Raw genomic sequence first — 19345 nt, 5'->3', positions numbered from 1 at the left:
CGCTACTTAGCGGCATCTGTTTCATCACATTGCGCCACTTCCGGCAGGCGACATGTGCGTTATTTTATGGTCTGCAGATCGATACCTGTCGCATTCGGCAGGCACAATGCAGCAGCAATCCCCAGGCAGTAGGCGACAATGGCAAGCGTCCCCATCGCATACCCCAGGGGGAACCAGGACGATGCGATCCCCACCAATGCAGGCATTAGCGAGCCAAAACCACGACCAAAACTGGCGCAAAAACCTGCCCCGTTGCCCCGGATATGGGTAGGATAAAGTTCAGAAAATGCGGGGGTAAGACCAGACGCCAGACCACCCTGAAATATACCGAGTATGCCTCCCAGCCCAAGCGTGACAGCCAGGCTGACATGCGCAAACATATAAATGCCGACTACCGTTATTTGACACAGCAAAAACAGAATGATGGTTTTCCAGCGCCCCAATTTGTCACTTAGCCTGCCATAAATAAACGGGCCAAGCAGAGAGCCCACAATATTTATCGCCAGGTAGCCAGACATAGAAACCACAGGCAGCCCTAATTCCATACGCAAATAAGTGGGTAGCCAGGTGATCATAATATACGCACCACCAAATATACCGCTGGCCAATAATGTTGCGGTTACGGTAATTCGTCGGTGCTTAACCTGAAATATGGTCGTTAAACCACCGCTCCTTTTATTTAAAGAATGTGTGGCAAATACCTCGGATTCCGGAACCAGACGACGGATAAACCACACAAGAATGGCTGGAATAATGCCAATAAAAAAGAATACTTTCCATGCCAGTGCCGGGGCGAAATAATGCAACAAAATCGGCAAAACGCTCAGGGAAATGGCATACCCAATGGCGTATCCACTCTGAATGGAGGCCCCTACGCGACCACGATAGCTGGCACGAATAACTTCGCTGATCAATACCCCGCCTACTACCACCTCGCCACCATAACCAAGGCCCTGCAAAAAACGCACAACTAAAAACTGCCAGAATTCGCCACACAACGCCGTCAGCGCGGTAAAACAGGCTACCCACAAAACGGTCAGCTGCATAACCCGTATGCGCCCCCATCGATCTGCCAGCATACCTGCGCTCCAGCCTCCCAGCGCACTCCCTATTAATGACACCGAACCTAAAATGCCGGCTTCTGATTTTGTAATAATGGCCAGGCTTAATAATATTGGCATCACTAAGGAAAAAATCGTGCTGTCCATTGAATCGAGGGCAAATCCCCCAAGGCATGCCCACCAGGTCTTTTTTTCTTTTCCGGTCAGTTCACTATACCATCCTGTTTTCATGTTCTTACCTGCGAATCGTGATCAGCAATAAAAGTGAGGCATCGTTTCTGGCAGCATCATTTATTTAGCCATGCGCGGTATTAAACGGTGCGTATATTCCACGACGAACGCTGACAGCGTGGGATGAAGGATTGCGGGCACGACGGCATTTACGTGCCCGCAAGGCGTGAGGTTTTACAGGTACTGTTTACTGCAAACGGTCAAACGCGTGCGGCCAGTAAAAAGGGATCAAATCGCTATAGCGCAAGCCGTGTTCAGCCATTTTTGCCGGCAGTGCCGCCTGAACATATTGCGTTGCCTGGCTCATGCGCGCTGTTATACCGGCATCTTCTAAGGTTTTAACAACCTCAGCCATTTCCTCTGCGCGTCTCACGCCATGCTCGGCAACCCGGCTAATCAGATAGTGTGGCAATGCGTCGTTCCACCCCAGCGAAGGAAAACTCGCATGTAATGAGGCCAAAACAGCCTCTTCGACACCATAGTGCCGCGCCGCGCTCAGACATTCGGTGGTTAATGCCTCCAGCCCTTTGATCATCACGCTGCGACACATTTTTATTGCCGAAACATCGCCAATGTTTTTACTGGCAGCGCGGGCATTACAGCCCAATGCACACAATGTCGGTGCGACTATGTGAGCGGCCGCGCCGCCTAGCAACAACGGCGTGCCGAGCCGCTGGGGAGGAACAGGCGCCATGACGGCCACATCAAGATAACTCCCGGCACCCGCCTCTATCGCGCTGGCCGCTGCGCGTTTGGTTTCAGGCGCCACCGAATTAAAGTCAAGCAAGGTCTGGTCTTTTTCCAGCAGCACCGCCGCCTGTTGAGCAACGGAGAGTGCGCTGGACGCGGTCACCAGCGACAATATTAGCGTGGCGCCATCCAGTGCCTCAGCCAGTGAACCGGCAGGATGTACCCCCACACGAACAGCGTGCTCACGCAAAGGATTAGCCTGCTCAAGAAGAAACTTCGTATCCCATACGCGAATGTCTGCCTTTTGCGCTAACTCGCTGGCATAGATTGTTCCGGCCTCGCCAAAACCGATAATCGCAATACGCATTGTTGTCTTCTCCTTAGTTGCCGCCCCATAGCGAACCCGCAATCGCCACGCGCCCGTCAAACAACAGACGTGCGGTGCGTATCAGCCCACTCTTAACCACGTTGCCTGCAGCGTCACGAGTCAGCATGACGCTAAATTCACCTCCCGGATGTTCCACTGCCAGCCGCTGTTGCCGCTCGTTACCAATCTTTGCCAGTCCTTCGGCGACTGTGCCGGGGATCAGACAAGCGGTGGCGACGCTGACCGCGCCCAGGACGCCAATCGATGCATGGCAGCGGTGAGGAATAAAAGTACGGGTTGTAATGGCGCCGTGTTGCGTCGGCGCGGCAATCAGGGTCATTTTCGGCACCGTGCGCTGTTGCACATCACCGAGCTGCATACGTGGTCCCGCCTGAAGACGTATTGATTCCAACCGCGCTTTCAGCGTAACGTCGTTATCCAGTTGCTCGCGTGACTCCAGACCGCTGCGTTGCAAGTCGGCAGCCCTGATCAACACGACCGGCATACCGTTATCAATGCAGGTGACATCCACGCCATCAAAGTTGTCTCGCGCATTGCCGGTCGGCAGTAATGCACCGCAACTTGATCCGGCAATGTCCTCAAACGTCAGTATTTGTTCGGCCGCACAACCCGGCACGCCATCAATGCGCGCATCGCCTTCATACTCCACCGCGCCGTCAGGGGTGGCTATTTGCGCTTCTGCGATTTGCCCGGTGTTGACCATAAAAATTCGTACCCGGGTTACGGGACCCTGCACGGTGACAAGGCCTTTCTCAATAGCGAAGGGAGCAACGGCGGCAAGGATGTTGCCGCAATTTTGTCCGTAGTCGACCCGTGCATTATGGACATCGACCTGCGCGAACAGGTAATCCACATCGGCATCCGGTCGGGTGGAGACGGAAACTATCGCCACTTTACTGGTCAGTGGATCGCCGCCACCGATACCATCAATTTGTCGGGCGTCTGGCGACCCCATTACCGCCAACAACACGCGGTCCCGGGTATCGTGATCCACAGGCAGATCTGACGCGAGAAAACAGGCAGCTTTCGACGTACCGCCACGCATGAGTACACAGGGAATTAACGTCTGTTTCATGATCAAAGTGTCTTGAGTTCATCCAGAGAGTCAACGTAGCGCAATCCTTTTGCCGCCAGCGCTGCCCGCATCTGATAGATATCCAGCCCCAATTCCCCGGCGGCGAGTCGTTGCCGTTTACCCTCTTCGGCAGCAATGCGTTTTTGTGCCGCCGCATCTACCGTTGCAGCCTGTTCTCGCGGCACAATCACCACGCCATCGTCATCAGCCACAACGATATCGCCAGGGTTCACCAATTGCCCGGCGCAGATCACTGGCACATTGACCGAACCAGGCGTCTCTTTAATGGTGCCCTGGGCATAAACCGCGCGCGACCAGACAGGAAAATCTATCTCACGCAGTGTCTGGCTATCGCGGATCCCGATATCGCCGACAAGCCCAATCACACCGCGTGCCTGCAAAGAGGTCGCCAGTAAATCGCCAAAAAAACCGTCGTGGCAATCAGACGTGGGGGCCACCAGTAAGATATCGCCTGGCTGGCACTGCTCCACCGCAACGTGAAACATCCAGTTATCGCCAGGCGTGACCAGCACGGTTACCGCGCTACCGGCAATGGCGCGATTTTGTTGCACCGGTCGTACTCGTACATCAAGCAAACCGCAACGCCCCTGCGCTTCATGGACTGTTGCCACGCCATATCCGGCAAAACGCTCCACCAGCTGGCGATCGGCCCGGGAAATGTTTCGCACGACCAGGCCTTTTTTATTGACCAGACTCATGACAAATCCTCCGTCACGCGTGGAAACAGGCTCTGGTAACCTTCGCCGTGGGTGATGACGTTTGGCGAGGCGATGCCGACATTACGCTTGGCCTGCACACCGCGCTGTAAGGCCACGCGGGAGTAGTATTCCCAAAGATGTTCCTGACCCGCCATGCACTGAATTGCGGCATATTTTTTCTCCCAAACGGCCGTAATATCCAACAACACGTCGGGTTTCCAGTTGCACTGTTCCGGTTGGTGCGGTTCAAAACAGTAAACAGGTGGTGCGCCAATAATGGGCTCCCCCGGACGGTAACCTTCTGCCTGCGCAATAATGCGTGCTTCCTGTGTCAGGTTGGCCGCCAGAGGATGATCGTAGTTATACGGATCCTGAACCGAATGCGTCAGCACAAAGTGCGGCTGTATTTTGCGAAATACGTCGGCAAGGCGAAAGAGCGTCTCATTATCGGCACGTAGCGGATAGTCCCCCAAATCAAAGAACTCAATGCTGGCACCGAGAATTTCAGCTGCAGCTTCCGCTTCTTGCTGCCGGGTCTGCTTGACGACAGCTTCCGTCATGTTGCCTTTGCGCCATAACCTGGCTGATTCACCACGCTCGCCGAAGGAGAGGCACACCACATGCATGTTGTAACCCTGCGCAGTATGTAAAGCGATTGCGCCACCGGCACGCCAGACAAAATCAGCGGAGTGGGCGCTAACGACCAAAGCACTTTTTTTTGTGTTCTCTTTCATCATCTCATCCTGCGTTTTGCTGTTTTTTTCATCCTGACACGGGGAGCAAACCTGGAATAATGCCTTTCATTGCGTTAGCTATGCATTTTATTTATGTTGTGATTTTGCGCTCATCCTGTTCATCGAAATTATGAAAAATAATGAAGAAGAAAATTCAATAAAAATCATGCAAATAAGGTCATTTTGCATGATTGCAGAACGCGGCACAGTTTCAGAAGCGGCAAACAAATTATTTCGTACCCAGTCGGCAATCACCCGCTCCATACGTGATCTTGAACACACTTTAGCCACGCCGCTGTTCGAACGTCATGCCAGCGGCATGATGCTAACGGAAATGGGAAAATGCGTTCTGCCGCGTGCGCAACGCGCCATTCATGAGCTCCATCAGATCCCGCCCCTGCTGGGTAAATTAAAACGACACTCCATGCACAATGAGGTTGAGCCAGTCTGGTTGTTCAACCTGCGTCGCCTGCAAATTTTCCTCGCCCTTTACCGGTTGCATCACACCCAAAGCGTGGCGAATTCACTCGGCATCAGCCAACCGGCAGTCAGCGCTGCACTGAAAGTCCTGGAAAAAGGTGCCAATGGCGCGCTCTTTCAGCGCACGCCAAAAGGCATGATGCCGACCCCTATAGGACGCGAAATGGCCCCGTTCATCAGTCGTGCGCTGAATGAAATTCGCCATATACCTGAAGATCTTGCCGCACAGCGTGGGGTGTTGACCGGTACTGTGCATGTTGGGGCACTCCCGCTGTGTCGCAGCAGTTTGCTGCCCAGGGCTATCGCGCAACTGGTAGCGCGCCATCCCGGCGTTAAAGTGGTAACCAACGAAAGCGCATTTAACGCACTGGTGACGGAGTTACGCGCTGGGGATATTGATTTTATTCTTGGTGCACTGCGTCAAAACGATGCCGTGCCGGACATACATAACCAGGTGTTGTTTGAGGAGGAGCTTATCTTACTGGCACGCCCGCAACATCCCCTTGCCGGACGGGAGCTGGTGCCTGACGAGTTGGCGCACACACAATGGATATTGCCACGCGATAATACCCCTGCGCGCCATCTGCTCGATCGTGCTTTTCACGCCCTGGGAATGCTGCCTCCCCAGCCGGTCGTGGAAAGCGGCGATTTAGCAATAGTACGTGGTCTACTACTGAATTCGGATATGGTTGCAGCAGTTTCTTCCCATCAGCTTGATTACGAATTGTGCACCGGAGCCATTACACCACTCAGGTTTACCTTGCCAGATACGCGGCGAGAAATTGGATTAACCTTTCGCCAGGGTGCGCTACATTCACCGGCTGCGAAAGCGCTGTTGCGCTGTATCAGTGAAAGCATATCCACCCTCACCTAAAAAAAATTCATATAAAGTCTTCATTTATATAGCGTCAGAACGTCTGGCAAAGGCACTCTGACGCTCTTTTTTACACGTCATAACATTGTTAAACGCATCACAATATAAAGCTAACTCATACCTCTAAAAGCCTTTTTTGACAGACACTGCTTTCCACCCCGCTTAACTTGTTACTGGATTGTTACCTTCCTCTCACCACAACGATAGCTGCCGCTTATGGCATAAAAGACAGAAGAGAGCGTACCCGATGACAGTAAACAATATGGTTAACATTAAAGAGTGGATTGATGCTCGTCCCATCTCGCCCTTTCAATGGCGTGTACTGGCGCTGTGCCTGATTATCATTATGTTTGATGGCTATGACGCTGCTGTCATGGGCTTTATTGCCCCCGCGTTAATAGAACAATGGGGTATCAGTCGTGCCGCCATGGGATCGATTCTTGGCGCAGCCATGTTTGGCGTGGCGCTGGGTGCACTCATCGCCGGCCCGATTTCTGACCGTTACGGCCGCAAGCGAGTGATTTTATTGTCGGTATTACTCTTTTCCGCTTTCAGTCTTGCCTGTGCATTTGCGGCCACTCCCACGCAAATGGCGCTGCTACGTTTTATAGCCGGACTAGGCCTGGGCGCGGTGATGCCCAACTGTGTCACCCTGCTGTCGGAATATATGCCGGAGCGACGAAAAGGGGTCATGATCACCCTGATGTTCAGCGGTTTCAACATCGGCTCAGGGCTCGGTGGATTTATCGCTGCTGCGTTGCTGTCACATTATCACTGGCCTGCTGTTCTGGTTTTTGGCGGCGCATTACCGCTTCTGTTGCTGCCTCTGATGACCTGGCTGTTACCGGAGTCCACGCTAAATCTGGTGGTTCGCAACGCGCCGGGTGAACAAATCGCCACCCTGCTTAATCGCATGGGGGGGACATTCACTGCCACAACCCTCTTTACCCTCCACTCTCCCGCAGTAAAACACCACGGCACCATTACTGAGCTGTTTCGTCATGGCTTCGCCCGCGGTACTGTCATTTTGTGGTTGACCTATTTTATGGGCCTGTTCGTCATTTATCTGCTGAATGGCTGGCTACCCACTATCATGCGTTCGGGGGGCATTTCACTGGAACAAGCCGCCATCATTGCCGGGATGTTTCAATTAGGCGGGCCGTTGGGCGGAATCATCGTCGGCGCGCTGATGGATAAGCTGCATGCCAAATGGGTGATTGGCGTAGTCTATTCTCTTGGCTGCGCCTGCCTGGTGATGCAGGGGTTCTTTACCTTTACCGGCGTGGCGCTCGGCGTGGTTATATTTATTACCGGTATGTGCATTAATGGTGCACAAAACGGCCTGCAGGTGTATTCGCCTGCGTATTATCCGACGGCCATTCGCGCCACAGGCGTAAGCTGGATGCACGGCATTGGCCGCACCGGCGCTATTCTGAGTTCAACCCTTGGCGGAGTCCTGATGGGCGCGTTTCCGGGGCAGTCTTCCATCTTCTTTATCCTTGCCCTGCCGGCGCTGTTCGCTGCAGTGTGCATTGTTTTACATCGTAACCATCAACTCACCCAGACCATAAAAAGCGCAGGGCACGGCGACATGCCTGCACTGTCGCACACCTTAAATAACCGATAAGTGGAGCTAGCGTTATGGCGAAGATCATTGGCGGCCTGGCCGTTTCTCATACCCCAACCATCGGCTTTGCCGTCGATCACAACAAACAACATGAAAGCGCCTGGGCGCCGATTTTCGAGAGTTTTGCCCCCATGCAACGCTGGCTTGCCGAGAATAAACCCGACGCAGTCGTCTATATCTTCAACGATCATGTGACATCGTTTTTTTTCGATCACTATTCGGCCTTCTCACTGGGGATCGATCACCAGTACCCCGTGGCTGATGAAGGCGGTGGCGCGCGTGATTTGCCCCCGGTAAAAGGCGATGCCGCGCTCTCACGTCATATTGGCACAAGCCTGATGAGTGATGAGTTCGACATGTCATTCTTCATGGATAAGCCGCTCGATCACGGCTTGTTTTCGCCACTCTCAGCATTAATGCCGTGTAAACCAGAGTGGCCGACACGCGTAATTCCGTTGCAGGTAGGGGTGTTGCAGTTTCCTATTCCGTCAGCGCGACGTTGTTATAAACTTGGCCAGGCGTTGCGTCGCGCAATTGAAAGTTACCCTGAAGATATTAACGTGGCGATTATCGCGACCGGGGGATTATCGCATCAGGTGCATGGTGAACGCTGCGGTTTTAATAACGTAGAGTGGGACCAGCAATTTATGGAACTGCTCGTGAACGATCCGCAAAAACTGACGGAAATGACCATCGCGGAATATGCCGAACACAGCGGCGTAGAGGGAGCAGAAGAGATCATGTGGCTGGTCATGCGCGGCGCATTGTCGTCGAACGTGGTAAAAAAACATCAGGCTTACTATTTGCCCTCAATGACGGGTATCGCCACGCTGATCCTCGAAAATCAGGCGGGGACATTGCCGGTCAATACAGTAAAACGTCACCAGCAGAAGATGGACAGCCAACTGGCAGGCATTGAAAAGCTGAGCGGTTCTTATCCTTTTACGCAGGCGCGAAGCCTCCATGCGCTGCGCCTGAACCGTTTTTTACATCAGCTAATTCAGCCCGGGCCTCGCGAACGTTTCCGCCAGGATCAGGAGGCCATGTTTGCCGAAGCCAGCCTGACCGAAGAGGAGTGCGCCATGGTACGCAACCGGGAATGGCGTAAGCTGATTCAATATGGTGCCAGCTTTTTCCTGCTGGAAAAATTAGGCGCGGTGATTGGCGGCTCTAATCTGGATATTTATGCTGCAATGCGGGGCGTTTCCCTTGAAGAATTTATGAAGACGCGAAATCAACAAGTTACCTACTCCGTGGCAGGCAAAGAGAAAGTGAACTAACCAGTATGGGGTGGGATCCCGCCACCCCTTCATTATTTGAGAATGCGCACGCCATTTGAGAAACAAGACACACGGCAGGGTTTCGCTTATTTTTATCGCCAGCCTAAAATCAACCTGTGTGCAATAACATCACCCGCAATTTTATATTTTGGCTATAGCAAACTGCAGCACTGCCCCCCTTCAGACAGGAAAACAAATCGTGGCGAAAATTCCCGTTAGCTATCCGTCAGCAATATTATGGCTTGCCTGGCATGCGGTTTAAATTTGATAATCAATCACCGTTTCATCCGGCTCCATCACCTGCCGTTTAATATCGTCAACCGACAGCCCGGCGTTGCACAGTTCGATAAAGCGCCAGACATAATTGCGCTGCAACTGACCACGCTTGAGGCCGAGCCAGACGGTATTGGCATCAAACAGGTGTTGCGTATCCAGTCGAACCAGTTTCCCTTCTTCGTTTTCACCGCTGGATTGTTCCGCTACCAGCCCGACCCCCAGCCCCAGCTCAACGTAGGTTTTTATCACATCCGAATCCTGCGCGCTTAACACCACATCCGGGATCAGCCCCTTACGGCCAAACGCCTCATCAATGCGCGAGCGTCCGGTGATGCCCTGCCGGTAAGTAATTAACGGCCAGCGGCTGATCTCTTCCAGCGTCAGCGGCGAACTTTGCGCCAGCGGGTGATCGCTGGGCACCAGTAAACTGTGATGCCAGCGGAACCACGGGAATGCCGCCAGCGCGCTGTCATTGCTTAGCCGTTCACTGGCGATGCCAATATCCGCGCCACCATTATGCAACAGCGACTCTATTTCCTGCGGCGTGCCCTGGATTAACTCAAGACGCACTTCCGGGAACAATGCGCGAAACGCTTTGATCACCGATGGCAGGCTATATCGCGCCTGGGTGTGGGTGGTGGCAATGGTCAGCACACCTGAGGTGTCGTTAGTGAAGAGGTCAGCGAGCCGGCGAACGTTACTCGCCTCATTGAGAATGCGCTCGGCAATCACCAGCAGTGCTTTGCCGGGTTCCGTCATGCCGAGCAGCCGCTTGCCGCGACGGATAAAGATCTCTATCCCCAGCTCTTCCTCAAGCTCGCGGATATGACGACTTACACCGGATTGCGAGGTGTAAAGCATATTGGCGACTTCGGTCAGGTTGTAATCCCGCCGCGCCGCCTCGCGGATAATTTTTAATTGCTGGAAATTCACCCTTCCCTCCAGACCCATCAGACATGACGCTATTGTTAAAGTCTGTGGTCTGGCAGAACAAATAATAAAAACCAGCATCTTATTCCATTAAGGAATAATCCTTAGCTTACCAGTTGCAATTCGTGGCTTTCCATTGCCGGTCTGCTCACCAGCGACAGCAAAATATCTTTCACGGCCTGCGCTTGCGGCGACAGCGAACCGCGTGCTGAGACGTTGAGCGACAGCGGCAGGTTCATTGACGGGGTAGTAATGCGCGACATCCAGCCGTTGGTCGCGCTGCACAGCGAGCGTGCGGCGGACTCCGGCAACACGGTTCCCCCCATGCCGCTGGCAATGGCCGCGGTTAAGGTGGCGATAGATTCGATTTCGCCGATGATTTTTGCGGTCAGTCGGCGCAGCGAGAAAGCTTCATCCACGCGCAGGCGCACAGCGCTGTAATCACGCGGCAAAAACAGGTTCATCTCCGCCACCGCCGCCAGATCCACGCTCTGCCCAGGGCAGTCGCGCGTCCCTACCAGATAGAGATCTTCTTTTAACAGCGGCAGGCTGTTGATCCCCGCACCGGGCGCACGTTCATAGAGCACGGCCATATCAAGCTGGCCGCTCAGCAGTTTATCATTCAGCACCGCACCGCTGTTCTCGTGGAGATAGACTGTTACGTCCGGCAATTCATTACGCACCGCCTGCAGCAGCGGCATGGTAATCGACGAGGCCGCCGTACCGGGCGCAAGACCGATGGAAACCTGACCGCGCAGCGACTGCCCGACGTTATTTACCGCCATTTGAGCCTGTTCGCACTGGCGCAGGATCATCCGCGCATGGGTATAGAGAATTTTCCCGGCTTCGGTGGGCGTCACGCCCCGTTTGGTCCGGATCAATAATTGTTGATCCAGCTCACCTTCCAACGTGGCAACTTGCTGGCTCAGCGCCGGCTGTGCAATATGCAGGACTTCAGCTGCCTGGGTCAGGCTGCCAATATCGACGATTTTTACGAAGTATTTCAGTCGCCTTAAGTTCATTTTGCCTCCTGTTACGGATTACCGGGCCAACACCGGATGTTATGTCGTCGGAGGAGTTGCAATATGCTTGCCAGTTTTTTACGACGCAATAAATCCTGCCTAACAGGCTGGATAATAAGAGTTTCTAATTACACCTGCGGTAATTATTACTGAAACAGTGGTTTGGGATCTGCCCCATAAGGGGTAATTTGCACCATAACAGTGCAAATACTGGCGTAAGTGCTTATTGGCGCAACAGATTGCCGAAATTGTCAGCAAACGATCGGGTTAGGGCAATCCAGCCTTTGACAAGCCCGGTGCCCGCCGTTAATATGCGCCCCGTTCACACGATTCCTCTGTAGTTCAGTCGGTAGAACGGCGGACTGTTAATCCGTATGTCACTGGTTCGAGTCCAGTCAGAGGAGCCAAATTTAAAAAGCCTGCTTTCGAGCAGGCTTTTTGCTTTATTGACCCCTGCCCCAGGCCACAACTTCCACGTCCAGCCACGCGATAAACCGACTGACTGCCGGTTTTTTCTCTGCGTGCAGTGGCGTCACTTGCCAGTAAGACAAGGGATAATGTGTACTGAAGTCGATAAGCTGTACCCGTTCTCCACGGGCAATGGCACCCTCAATCCGAGAACGCCGCACCTCCCCATACGAATGGCAATATCCACGAGCCCCTGATAAAAGTTGACCACTGCCTGGCTGGTCATCAGGCGCACAGTCATGTGTGGATGACGCGCACAAAACCTGGCCAGCCCCGGAACCCGTCAATGGCTGGCGAAAGAGGGCAACGTCGCAACGGTTAGCGCCTCAGCCCGCGGTTTCACCTGCAATAACCGGGTGGCGTCTTCAATACGATTCACTGCCTCGCGCCTCTGCAAAGCATGCAAGCGTGTGTAACCGGGTCTTGAGCCAGTTGGTGGCCCCCCGCTTACCGCTGCGTTTATGTGAATAGATTTTCACTTCAAAGGGCGGTACGTAAAACGGCAACGGGAAGATGCGAATTTTCGCCGCCTGCGCCAGCTTTTCCGCGGCAGAGCGCGGCAGCGCCATCAGCATGTCGCTGTCGGCAATCATAAAGGGCGCGCTGAGCATTGAGGGCGTTTTTATGGCGATCTGCCGTGTGTAACCCATCCGCGCAAGTTGCGTATCAAGCACGCCCTGCGCCTCGTTCCATGGTGTGATCACCAGGTGTCTGGCCGCCAGATATTCCGCAAGGGTCAAGGTTTTTCTGGCGAGATGGCTAATGGCGACATACTCATCGGCGCACCAGTTTATCTCATCAAGTTCCGGGTGCCGTTCATCCTCTTCGGCGCTGAACCCCAGCGCCAAATCGACTTCCCCCGCCAGTAATTCAGTCAGTGCCGGGCTGTGCGGCAGATAACGCAACTCAAAGCGCAACCCCGGTGCATCATGCTGTAACTGCTGCATTAGCGCCGGGAAAATAGTAAATGCGGTGAAATCGGTAATCGCAATCTGCAAACAGTCGCTGCTGCTGGCCGCGTTGAACTCCGCCTGTGGCGCCAGTTCCTGATTAAGAAACTTCAACGACGAGGCGATAGCTGGCGCAAGTTGCGTAGCATAAACGCTGGGGCACATGCGGTGCCCCTCGCGGTAAAACAGTGGATCGTTTAACCCACTGCGTAAGCGGGACAGAGCATGGCTTAACGCCGAGGTGCTCATTGCCAGTTCCTCTGCCGCCTGGCTTACCGAGCGATAGCGATATACGGCATCAAATACCAGCAGCAGATTGAGGTCGAGGCGTCGTAAAGCAGAATGCATAATATTCAACGTCCGGTGATTTCATTGCACTTAATTCTTTTTACGATAGCGCTTATGCTGGTCGCCATCAATTGACTCCCGCATAACAGAAGGCACGAAACCATGAGTATTACCCTCCGCCAGGCGCAGCCGGAAGACGCAAGCGCGATTTACGACATGATTTATGAACTGGCGGTCTATGAAAAAGCGCCACAGGAAGTGGTCACCACCCCGGATGAAATTCGCGCAACGCTGTTTGCTGCAGACAGCAACACCGAAGCCTTAATGTGCGAAATTGACGGTCAGATCGCGGGCTATGCGGTATTTTTCACCAGCTACTCCACCTGGCTTGGGCGTAATGGCATTTACCTGGAGGACCTCTATGTTTCGCCAGAATTTCGCGGTAAAGGTGCTGGACGGGCACTGCTGAAGCGGATTGCGCAGTGTGCAGTACAACGAAAATGCGGCCGTCTGGAGTGGAGCGTCCTCGACTGGAACAAACCCGCTATCGACTTTTATCTCAGTACTGGCGCACTGCCACAAAGCGAGTGGGTACGCTACCGTCTTGATGGCGAAGCGCTGGTGAATTTCGCCGGCTAAGCCCCGCGCGCCGCGCTTGCGCTTAAAGTTTGTGCAAAAAATGCCGATAAGATGGTGCAGCTCTGATTTACGCTGCTATCAGTTTGTTTTGTTCCATAACTAAAGGATGACTGAATGGATCCAATTCAAATCGCTTCATTAGCCAGTAGCCTTGACTCTTATCAGCTCGATAATCAGGTCAACACGCTGGTCCTGAAAAAAGCGCTGGATAGTCAGAAATCGATAGCGACCGATCTCATCCAGCAGATCCCGCAGTTGCCATCGAACCCGGCAATCGGTCGTAACATTAACACCACGGCCTAATCCGGTTTGCCCGCTGGCGCTTCGCGACATCGCGTCATCCGGTTAAACAGTGCCCAGGCCCGCCTTAGTGCGGGCCTTTTTATTTCCCTTCGCTTGCTTAGCATTCCGGTTCATCGTACCCTTATCATAATTAAAACCGATCGGTCTAAATGATGAATGGCGTAACAGAGACAATGCAAAAACCCCGGCGTGGGCGGCCGCCGAAAGTTGAACGCGCGTTCACCGACACCCGCGAAGAGCTGATTCGCTCGGGGCTGGCAGTGATCACCGAAACCGGTTATCTCTCGGCGGGCATTGATGCGGTGATCAAAACCATCGCGGTTCCCAAAGGATCGTTCTACCACTGTTTTAAGAGTAAAGAGGCCTTTGGGCTGGCCGTACTGGAAGCGTATGGCGCGTTCTTTGCCCACAAACTCGATAAGTTTTTACTTGATACGCAGCGCTCTCCTCTGCAACGGCTGGAAGCCTTTGTGCACCATGCCGGGCAGGGCATGGCGAAATACGACTTTCGCCGGGGTTGCCTGGTTGGCAACCTGCTGCAAGAAACACCGCTTCTGCCGGAAACTTTCCCCGCGCAATTGAAAGCCATCCTCAGTGACTGGGAAACCCGCGTCGCGCGCTGCCTGGATCTCGCCTGCCAGCAGGGCGAACTCGCGCCCGATACCGCCACCAAAGCGCTGGCGAGGATCTTCTGGTCCGGCTGGGAGGGTGCCGTCATGCGCGCCAAGCTTTACCGCTCCGTAGAGCCGCTCAATCAGTACTGGGCGTTTTACTGCTACAGCATAAAAAAATCCCCTGACGCACACGCCAGCAAGGGATAAAGCACCTGCACAGGACGGCCTGACACGCCGAAACTCAACCTCATCCGACGAGGAAAACGCAGTCATGAAAGCATTAGTTCTGGAACAGAATGAGAATCAAACCCTGGCGGAAGTGAAAGACGTCGACCTGCCCGCACTTGCCGACGGTGATGTCCGGGTCGATATTGACTGGTCCAGCCTGAATTACAAAGACGCGCTGGCGATCACGGGCAAAGGCAAAATCATCCGCCAGTTCCCGATGGTACCTGGCATTGATTTTACCGGGCACGTGAGCGAAAGCCGTGACCCGCGCTTTACGCCAGGCCAGGCGGTGATCCTCACCGGCTGGGGCGTAGGCGAAAACCACTGGGGTGGCCTTGCCACGCAAGCCTGCGTCAAAGGTGACTGGTTAGTACCATTGCCGGAAAGCTTAAGCGCCCGCGAGGCGATGATCATCGGTACGGCGGGGTTTACCGCAATGCTGTGCGTCATGGCGCTGCAAGACGCAGGCGTCACGCCTCAGCACGGTACGGTCGTCGTGACGGGCGCCAGCGGCGGCGTCGGCTGTACTGCCGTCGTATTACTGAAAGCGCTGGGCTACCGCGTGGCGGCGGTGACCGGCCGTGAATCGACCCATGACTTCCTGCGCGAGGCAGGCGCTGATGAGATCCTGCCACGCAGTGATTTTGAACAAACCCGCCCGCTGGAAAAACAGCTTTGGGCGGGTGCCATCGACACGGTGGGCAGCCATGTGCTGGCCAAAGTGCTGGCGCAGACCAATTACGGCGGTTGTGTTGCGGCCTGCGGCCTGGCCGGCGGTTTTGATCTGCCTACCACGGTCATGCCGTTTATCCTGCGCAATGTCCGTTTGCAAGGGGTGGACTCAGTCATGGTGCCTACTGCCCAGCGCGGCGCCGTCTGGCAGCGTCTGGCGGACATTCTGCCCGCGAGCTACTACCAGCAGGCAGCCACGGAAATCTCCCTTGAACAAGCCCCTGCCACCGCGGCTGATTTCCTGCAAAACAAGATCCACGGTCGCACGCTGGTGAAAATCAACGGCTAACCCCCGCCCGGTGCGCTGGCGTGCCGGGTTCTTGCTTTCCCCGTTTTCTCTGAATCCCTGGCATGCGGCTTTTGTTTCACAATCCTGTGACATACTATCGGGAACAGCCGTAGAGCAGACAAGGAGATAACGATGGATAATCAGGGTACAAATTTGACCCCGCAACAGGCACTGGATCAACTGGAGGCGCTGTACGACCGCTCGGTCACCGCCCTGCGTGATGCCATCGGCCTGTATATTGAAAACGGCCAGCTTCCCGACGTCGAAGCCCGTGCCGGGGGGTTGTTCGTCTACCCGCAACTGTCGGTAAGCTGGAACGGCAGCGCAACAAACCCGCCGAAAACCCGTGCTTATGCACGCTTTACCCATTCCGGTTGCTACACCACCACGGTTACCCGCCCGTCGCTGTTCCGTCCCTATTTACTTGAGCAACTGACGCTGCTGTGCCAGGACTACGGCGCGCACATTGAGGTGGGTCTGTCCGCACATGAAATTCCTTATCCGTATGTGATTGACGGTTCAGCCCTGACGCTGGACCGCTCGATGAGCGCAGGGCTGACGCGGCACTTCCCGACCACGGAACTGGCGCAAATTGGTGACGAAACGGCGGATGGCCTGTTTCACCCCACGGAGCTTTATCCGCTGTCGCATTTCGACGCGCGTCGCGTGGATTTCTCGCTGGCGCGCCTGCGCCATTACACCGGTACGCCGGTCGAACATTTCCAGCCGTTTGTGCTGTTTACCAACTATACCCGCTACGTCGATGAGTTTGTACGTTGGGGATGCAGCCAGATCCTCGACCCGGACAGCCCTTACGTGGCGCTCTCCTGCGCGGGCGGAAACTGGATCACTGCCGATACCGAAGCACCGGAAACCGCCGTTTCCGATCTGGCATGGAAGAAGCACCAGATGCCGGCATGGCACTTAATTACCGCCGATGGTCAGGGCATTACGCTGATCAACATCGGCGTCGGGCCGTCCAATGCGAAAACCATTTGCGACCACCTGGCGGTGCTGCGGCCTGATGTCTGGCTGATGATTGGTCACTGTGGCGGCCTGCGCGAGAGCCAGGCAATCGGCGATTATGTACTGGCGCACGCTTACCTGCGCGATGATCACGTGCTGGATGCCGTTCTGCCACCGGATATTCCCATTCCAAGCATTGCTGAAGTGCAGCGTGCGCTGTATGACGCTACGAAAGAGGTGAGCGATATGCCGGGCGAAGAAGTAAAACAACGCTTGCGTACCGGTACCGTTGTCACCACCGACGATCGCAACTGGGAGCTACGCTATTCCGCCTCAGCGCTACGCTTTAACCTGAGTCGTGCAGTCGCGATTGATATGGAAAGCGCCACCATTGCTGCCCAGGGCTACCGCTTCCGCGTGCCCTATGGCACGCTGCTGTGTGTGTCTGACAAGCCCTTACACGGCGAGATCAAACTTCCCGGCCAGGCGAACCGCTTTTATGAAGGGGCAATTTCTGAACATTTACAGATAGGCATTCGCGCGATTGATCTGCTGCGTGCGGAAGGCGACCGCCTGCACTCCCGCAAACTGCGCACCTTTAACGAACCGCCGTTCAGATAACCCTAAAAGGATTTCACATGCACACTCCCTCTCCACTTCAGGCTTTGCGCGACCAGCTGGTTGCGCGGGATCTGGACGGCATCATCGTTCCGCGCGCCGATGCTCATCAGAGCGAAGATTGCGCCCCGCACGACAATAAGTTGCAATGGCTGACCGGTTTTACCGGCTCCGCCGGGCTGGCGCTGGTGCTGCGCGACAGCGCGCTGCTGTTTGTCGATGGGCGTTACCAGGTTCAGGTGCGCAACGAAGTGGATCTCAACGCGTTTGCTATTCACCATTTGCATAACGAACCGCTGGATCAGTGGCTCAACACTTCACTGCCTGCGGGCAGCCGTATTGGCTTTGAGCCGCTGTTAATGGTCAACAGCCAGTACCAGGCCTTAGGTGCCACGCACTGCAAGCTGGTCGCGCTCGACGCCGATCCGTTCGAAGCCATCTGGCACGATCGCCCGGCGGCACCCTGCGGGGTGATCCGCGAAATGCCGGTGGCGATAAGCGGTGAAAGCAGCGCTGACAAACGCGCCCGTATTGCACAGGTACTGGCGGAAAAGGGGGTGGATTATCTTGCCATCACCCTGCCGGATAATATCGCCTGGCTATTGAATATTCGGGGTGCCGACGTTGCAATGAACCCGGTGGCACACGCGTTTGCGCTGCTCAGCCGCGACGGCGCAGTCGAGTGGTTTGTTAACCCACAGAAAACGGCTTCGCTCTCTGCGCAACTGCGCTCATCGCTAACGCTCAGCGATTTCGACGCCTTTCTGCCCCGCTGCCAGCAACGGGCTGCCGGGAAAAAGCTCCTTCTTGACAGCGACTTCGCGCCGGTGGCACTGCGTTTTGCTATTGAGCAACACGGCGGTACCGTAGTGTGGGGCGCGGATCCTATTACCTTTATCAAAGCGCATAAAAACGAGACAGAACTGGCCGGTTACCGCGAATGCCACCAGCAGGATGGCGCAGCCTGGGTGAACTTCCTCGCCTGGCTGGCGCATGAAGTCCCTGCGCGCGAGGCAGCAGGCAACCCGGTAACCGAACTGGAAGCCCAGCAAAAGCAACTGGCATTCCGCCAGCAGCAACCGGGGTTTATTGAGCAGAGTTTCAGCACTATTTCCGCCGCAGCGAGCAATGCGGCAATGTGCCATTACCACAGCAGTGAGCAGACCAATAAGGCGCTGAGCCGCGATAATTTCTATCTCAACGACTCTGGCGGCCAGTACCAGAACGGCACCACCGACGCCACACGTACCCTCTCCTTTGGCCCGCTGGATGCGCAGCAGCGCCTGCACTACACGGCGGTGCTGAAAGGCTTTTTGTCGATGTTCACCCTGCAGTTCCCCAGCGGTACGTGCGGTCATCAACTGGATGCTTTTGCCCGCCGCGCCTTATGGGATTTAGGTCTGGATTTCGATCACGGTACCGGCCATGGCGTCGGCCACCAGTTGCTGATCCACGAGCAGCCGCAGCGTATCGCGAAAAAAGTGAATCCGTGGCCGCTGTCTGCGGGCAATATTATGACCATCGAACCGGGTTACTACCTGGCGAATCGTTACGGCATTCGCATTGAAAATCAGGTTGAAGTGGTGGAGAGCCAGCCAGGCTTTTGTCGCTTTGCGTCCCTGACGTTGATCCCTATCGATGTCAGCCAGGTGGAGTGGAGCCTGCTCAGCGATCAGGAGCAGCAGTGGCTGGATGATTACCACCAGCAGGTACGCGACACCCTGTCGCCGTTGGTTAGCAGTGAGGCTCGCCCCTGGCTGTTCGCCGCAACCGCGCCGCTGCGCGTTCACGCAAGCTAATGCGCCCCTCGCCGCCACTTTTCGCGTGGCGGCTATTTTACGGTTTACACACTCTCACCCGACG

General features: G+C 55.0%; 16 protein-coding genes, 1 tRNA gene and 1 pseudogene. 10 read left to right on the top strand and 8 right to left on the bottom strand.

Annotation, left to right across the window (positions count from 1 at the left end):
* Positions 1–59 precede the first annotated feature (59 nt).
* From RTX30_RS20990 to RTX30_RS20970, 5 genes are all read right to left on the bottom strand, one after another.
* Positions 60–1292, bottom strand: a complete 1233-nt coding sequence (locus RTX30_RS20990; protein WP_312692481.1) for an MFS transporter — start codon at positions 1290–1292, stop codon at positions 60–62.
* A 187-nt stretch (positions 1293–1479) separates the two neighbouring features.
* Positions 1480–2349: a DUF1932 domain-containing protein gene (locus RTX30_RS20985; protein ID WP_312692479.1), complete on the bottom strand. Its 870-nt coding sequence runs from the start codon at positions 2347–2349 to the stop codon at positions 1480–1482.
* Positions 2350–2362: 13 nt separating this feature from the next.
* On the bottom strand, positions 2363–3445 hold the full coding sequence (locus tag RTX30_RS20980; protein ID WP_312692477.1) for a 4-oxalomesaconate tautomerase: 1083 nt from the start codon (positions 3443–3445) through the stop codon (positions 2363–2365).
* Between the two features lie 2 nt (positions 3446–3447).
* A complete protein-coding gene (locus tag RTX30_RS20975) occupies positions 3448–4164 on the bottom strand; it encodes a 4-carboxy-4-hydroxy-2-oxoadipate aldolase/oxaloacetate decarboxylase (RefSeq protein ID WP_312692475.1) in 717 nt (238 codons plus the stop codon).
* Complete coding sequence (locus RTX30_RS20970) at positions 4161–4898, bottom strand: PIG-L deacetylase family protein (protein ID WP_312692473.1); 738 nt, start codon at positions 4896–4898, stop codon at positions 4161–4163. Before RTX30_RS20970 ends, RTX30_RS20975 begins: the two co-directional genes overlap by 4 nt.
* 130 nt (positions 4899–5028) lie before the next feature.
* On the opposite strand from RTX30_RS20970, the gene RTX30_RS20965 reads away from it, so the two are divergent.
* The 3 genes from RTX30_RS20965 to RTX30_RS20955 all read left to right on the top strand — a co-directional run bounded on the left by RTX30_RS20965 (position 5029) and on the right by RTX30_RS20955 (position 9159).
* Positions 5029–6252 (top strand): LysR family transcriptional regulator, encoded by a 1224-nt coding sequence (locus RTX30_RS20965; protein WP_312692471.1) that lies wholly within the window; start codon positions 5029–5031, stop codon positions 6250–6252.
* A gap of 247 nt (positions 6253–6499) precedes the next feature.
* On the top strand, positions 6500–7879 hold the full coding sequence (locus RTX30_RS20960) for an aromatic acid/H+ symport family MFS transporter (protein ID WP_312692469.1): 1380 nt from the start codon (positions 6500–6502) through the stop codon (positions 7877–7879).
* A 14-nt stretch (positions 7880–7893) separates the two neighbouring features.
* Positions 7894–9159 (top strand): gallate dioxygenase, encoded by a 1266-nt coding sequence (locus RTX30_RS20955; RefSeq protein ID WP_312692467.1) that lies wholly within the window; start codon positions 7894–7896, stop codon positions 9157–9159.
* Positions 9160–9417: 258 nt separating this feature from the next.
* On the opposite strand, the gene cbl is transcribed toward RTX30_RS20955, so the two are convergent.
* Entirely contained in the window at positions 9418–10368 is a 951-nt protein-coding gene (gene cbl / locus RTX30_RS20950; RefSeq protein WP_312692465.1) for an HTH-type transcriptional regulator Cbl, read from the bottom strand.
* Positions 10369–10469: 101 nt separating this feature from the next.
* Complete coding sequence (nac, locus tag RTX30_RS20945; RefSeq protein ID WP_312692463.1) at positions 10470–11387, bottom strand: nitrogen assimilation transcriptional regulator NAC; 918 nt, start codon at positions 11385–11387, stop codon at positions 10470–10472.
* A gap of 331 nt (positions 11388–11718) precedes the next feature.
* Between nac and RTX30_RS20940 the strand changes: the two genes are divergently transcribed.
* A tRNA-Asn gene (locus tag RTX30_RS20940) sits at positions 11719–11794 on the top strand.
* 426 nt (positions 11795–12220) lie between these two features.
* Here the strand turns inward: RTX30_RS20940 and RTX30_RS20935 are convergent.
* Complete coding sequence (locus tag RTX30_RS20935; RefSeq protein WP_312692461.1) at positions 12221–13153, bottom strand: LysR substrate-binding domain-containing protein; 933 nt, start codon at positions 13151–13153, stop codon at positions 12221–12223.
* Between the two features lie 102 nt (positions 13154–13255).
* On the opposite strand from RTX30_RS20935, the gene RTX30_RS20930 reads away from it, so the two are divergent.
* The 6 genes and pseudogenes from RTX30_RS20930 (at position 13256) to RTX30_RS20905 (ending at position 19281) form a co-directional block, all read left to right on the top strand.
* Positions 13256–13732, top strand: coding sequence for a GNAT family N-acetyltransferase (locus RTX30_RS20930; RefSeq protein ID WP_312692459.1), 477 nt, complete (start codon positions 13256–13258; stop codon positions 13730–13732).
* 114 nt (positions 13733–13846) lie between these two features.
* Positions 13847–14035, top strand: coding sequence for a YjfB family protein (locus RTX30_RS20925; RefSeq protein ID WP_312692457.1), 189 nt, complete (start codon positions 13847–13849; stop codon positions 14033–14035).
* A 152-nt stretch (positions 14036–14187) separates the two neighbouring features.
* Positions 14188–14899 (top strand): annotated as a pseudogene (locus RTX30_RS20920) (TetR/AcrR family transcriptional regulator); the annotation flags it as partial.
* A 21-nt stretch (positions 14900–14920) separates the two neighbouring features.
* Positions 14921–15898 carry an MDR family oxidoreductase gene (locus tag RTX30_RS20915; RefSeq protein ID WP_312692511.1) on the top strand — a complete coding sequence of 326 codons (978 nt, stop codon included), beginning with the start codon at positions 14921–14923 and terminating at the stop codon, positions 15896–15898.
* Positions 15899–16030: 132 nt separating this feature from the next.
* On the top strand, positions 16031–17485 hold the full coding sequence (locus RTX30_RS20910) for an AMP nucleosidase (protein WP_312692455.1): 1455 nt from the start codon (positions 16031–16033) through the stop codon (positions 17483–17485).
* Between the two features lie 17 nt (positions 17486–17502).
* Entirely contained in the window at positions 17503–19281 is a 1779-nt protein-coding gene (locus RTX30_RS20905; RefSeq protein WP_312692453.1) for an aminopeptidase P family protein, read from the top strand.
* Positions 19282–19345: the final 64 nt, after the last annotated feature.

The sequence above is a fragment of the Kosakonia sp. genome, from assembly GCF_032052965.1.
GTDB lineage: Bacteria > Pseudomonadota > Gammaproteobacteria > Enterobacterales > Enterobacteriaceae > Kosakonia.
The sequence above is the reverse complement of the archived record's forward strand: the minus strand, read 5'-3'. Positions and strand labels throughout refer to the sequence as shown.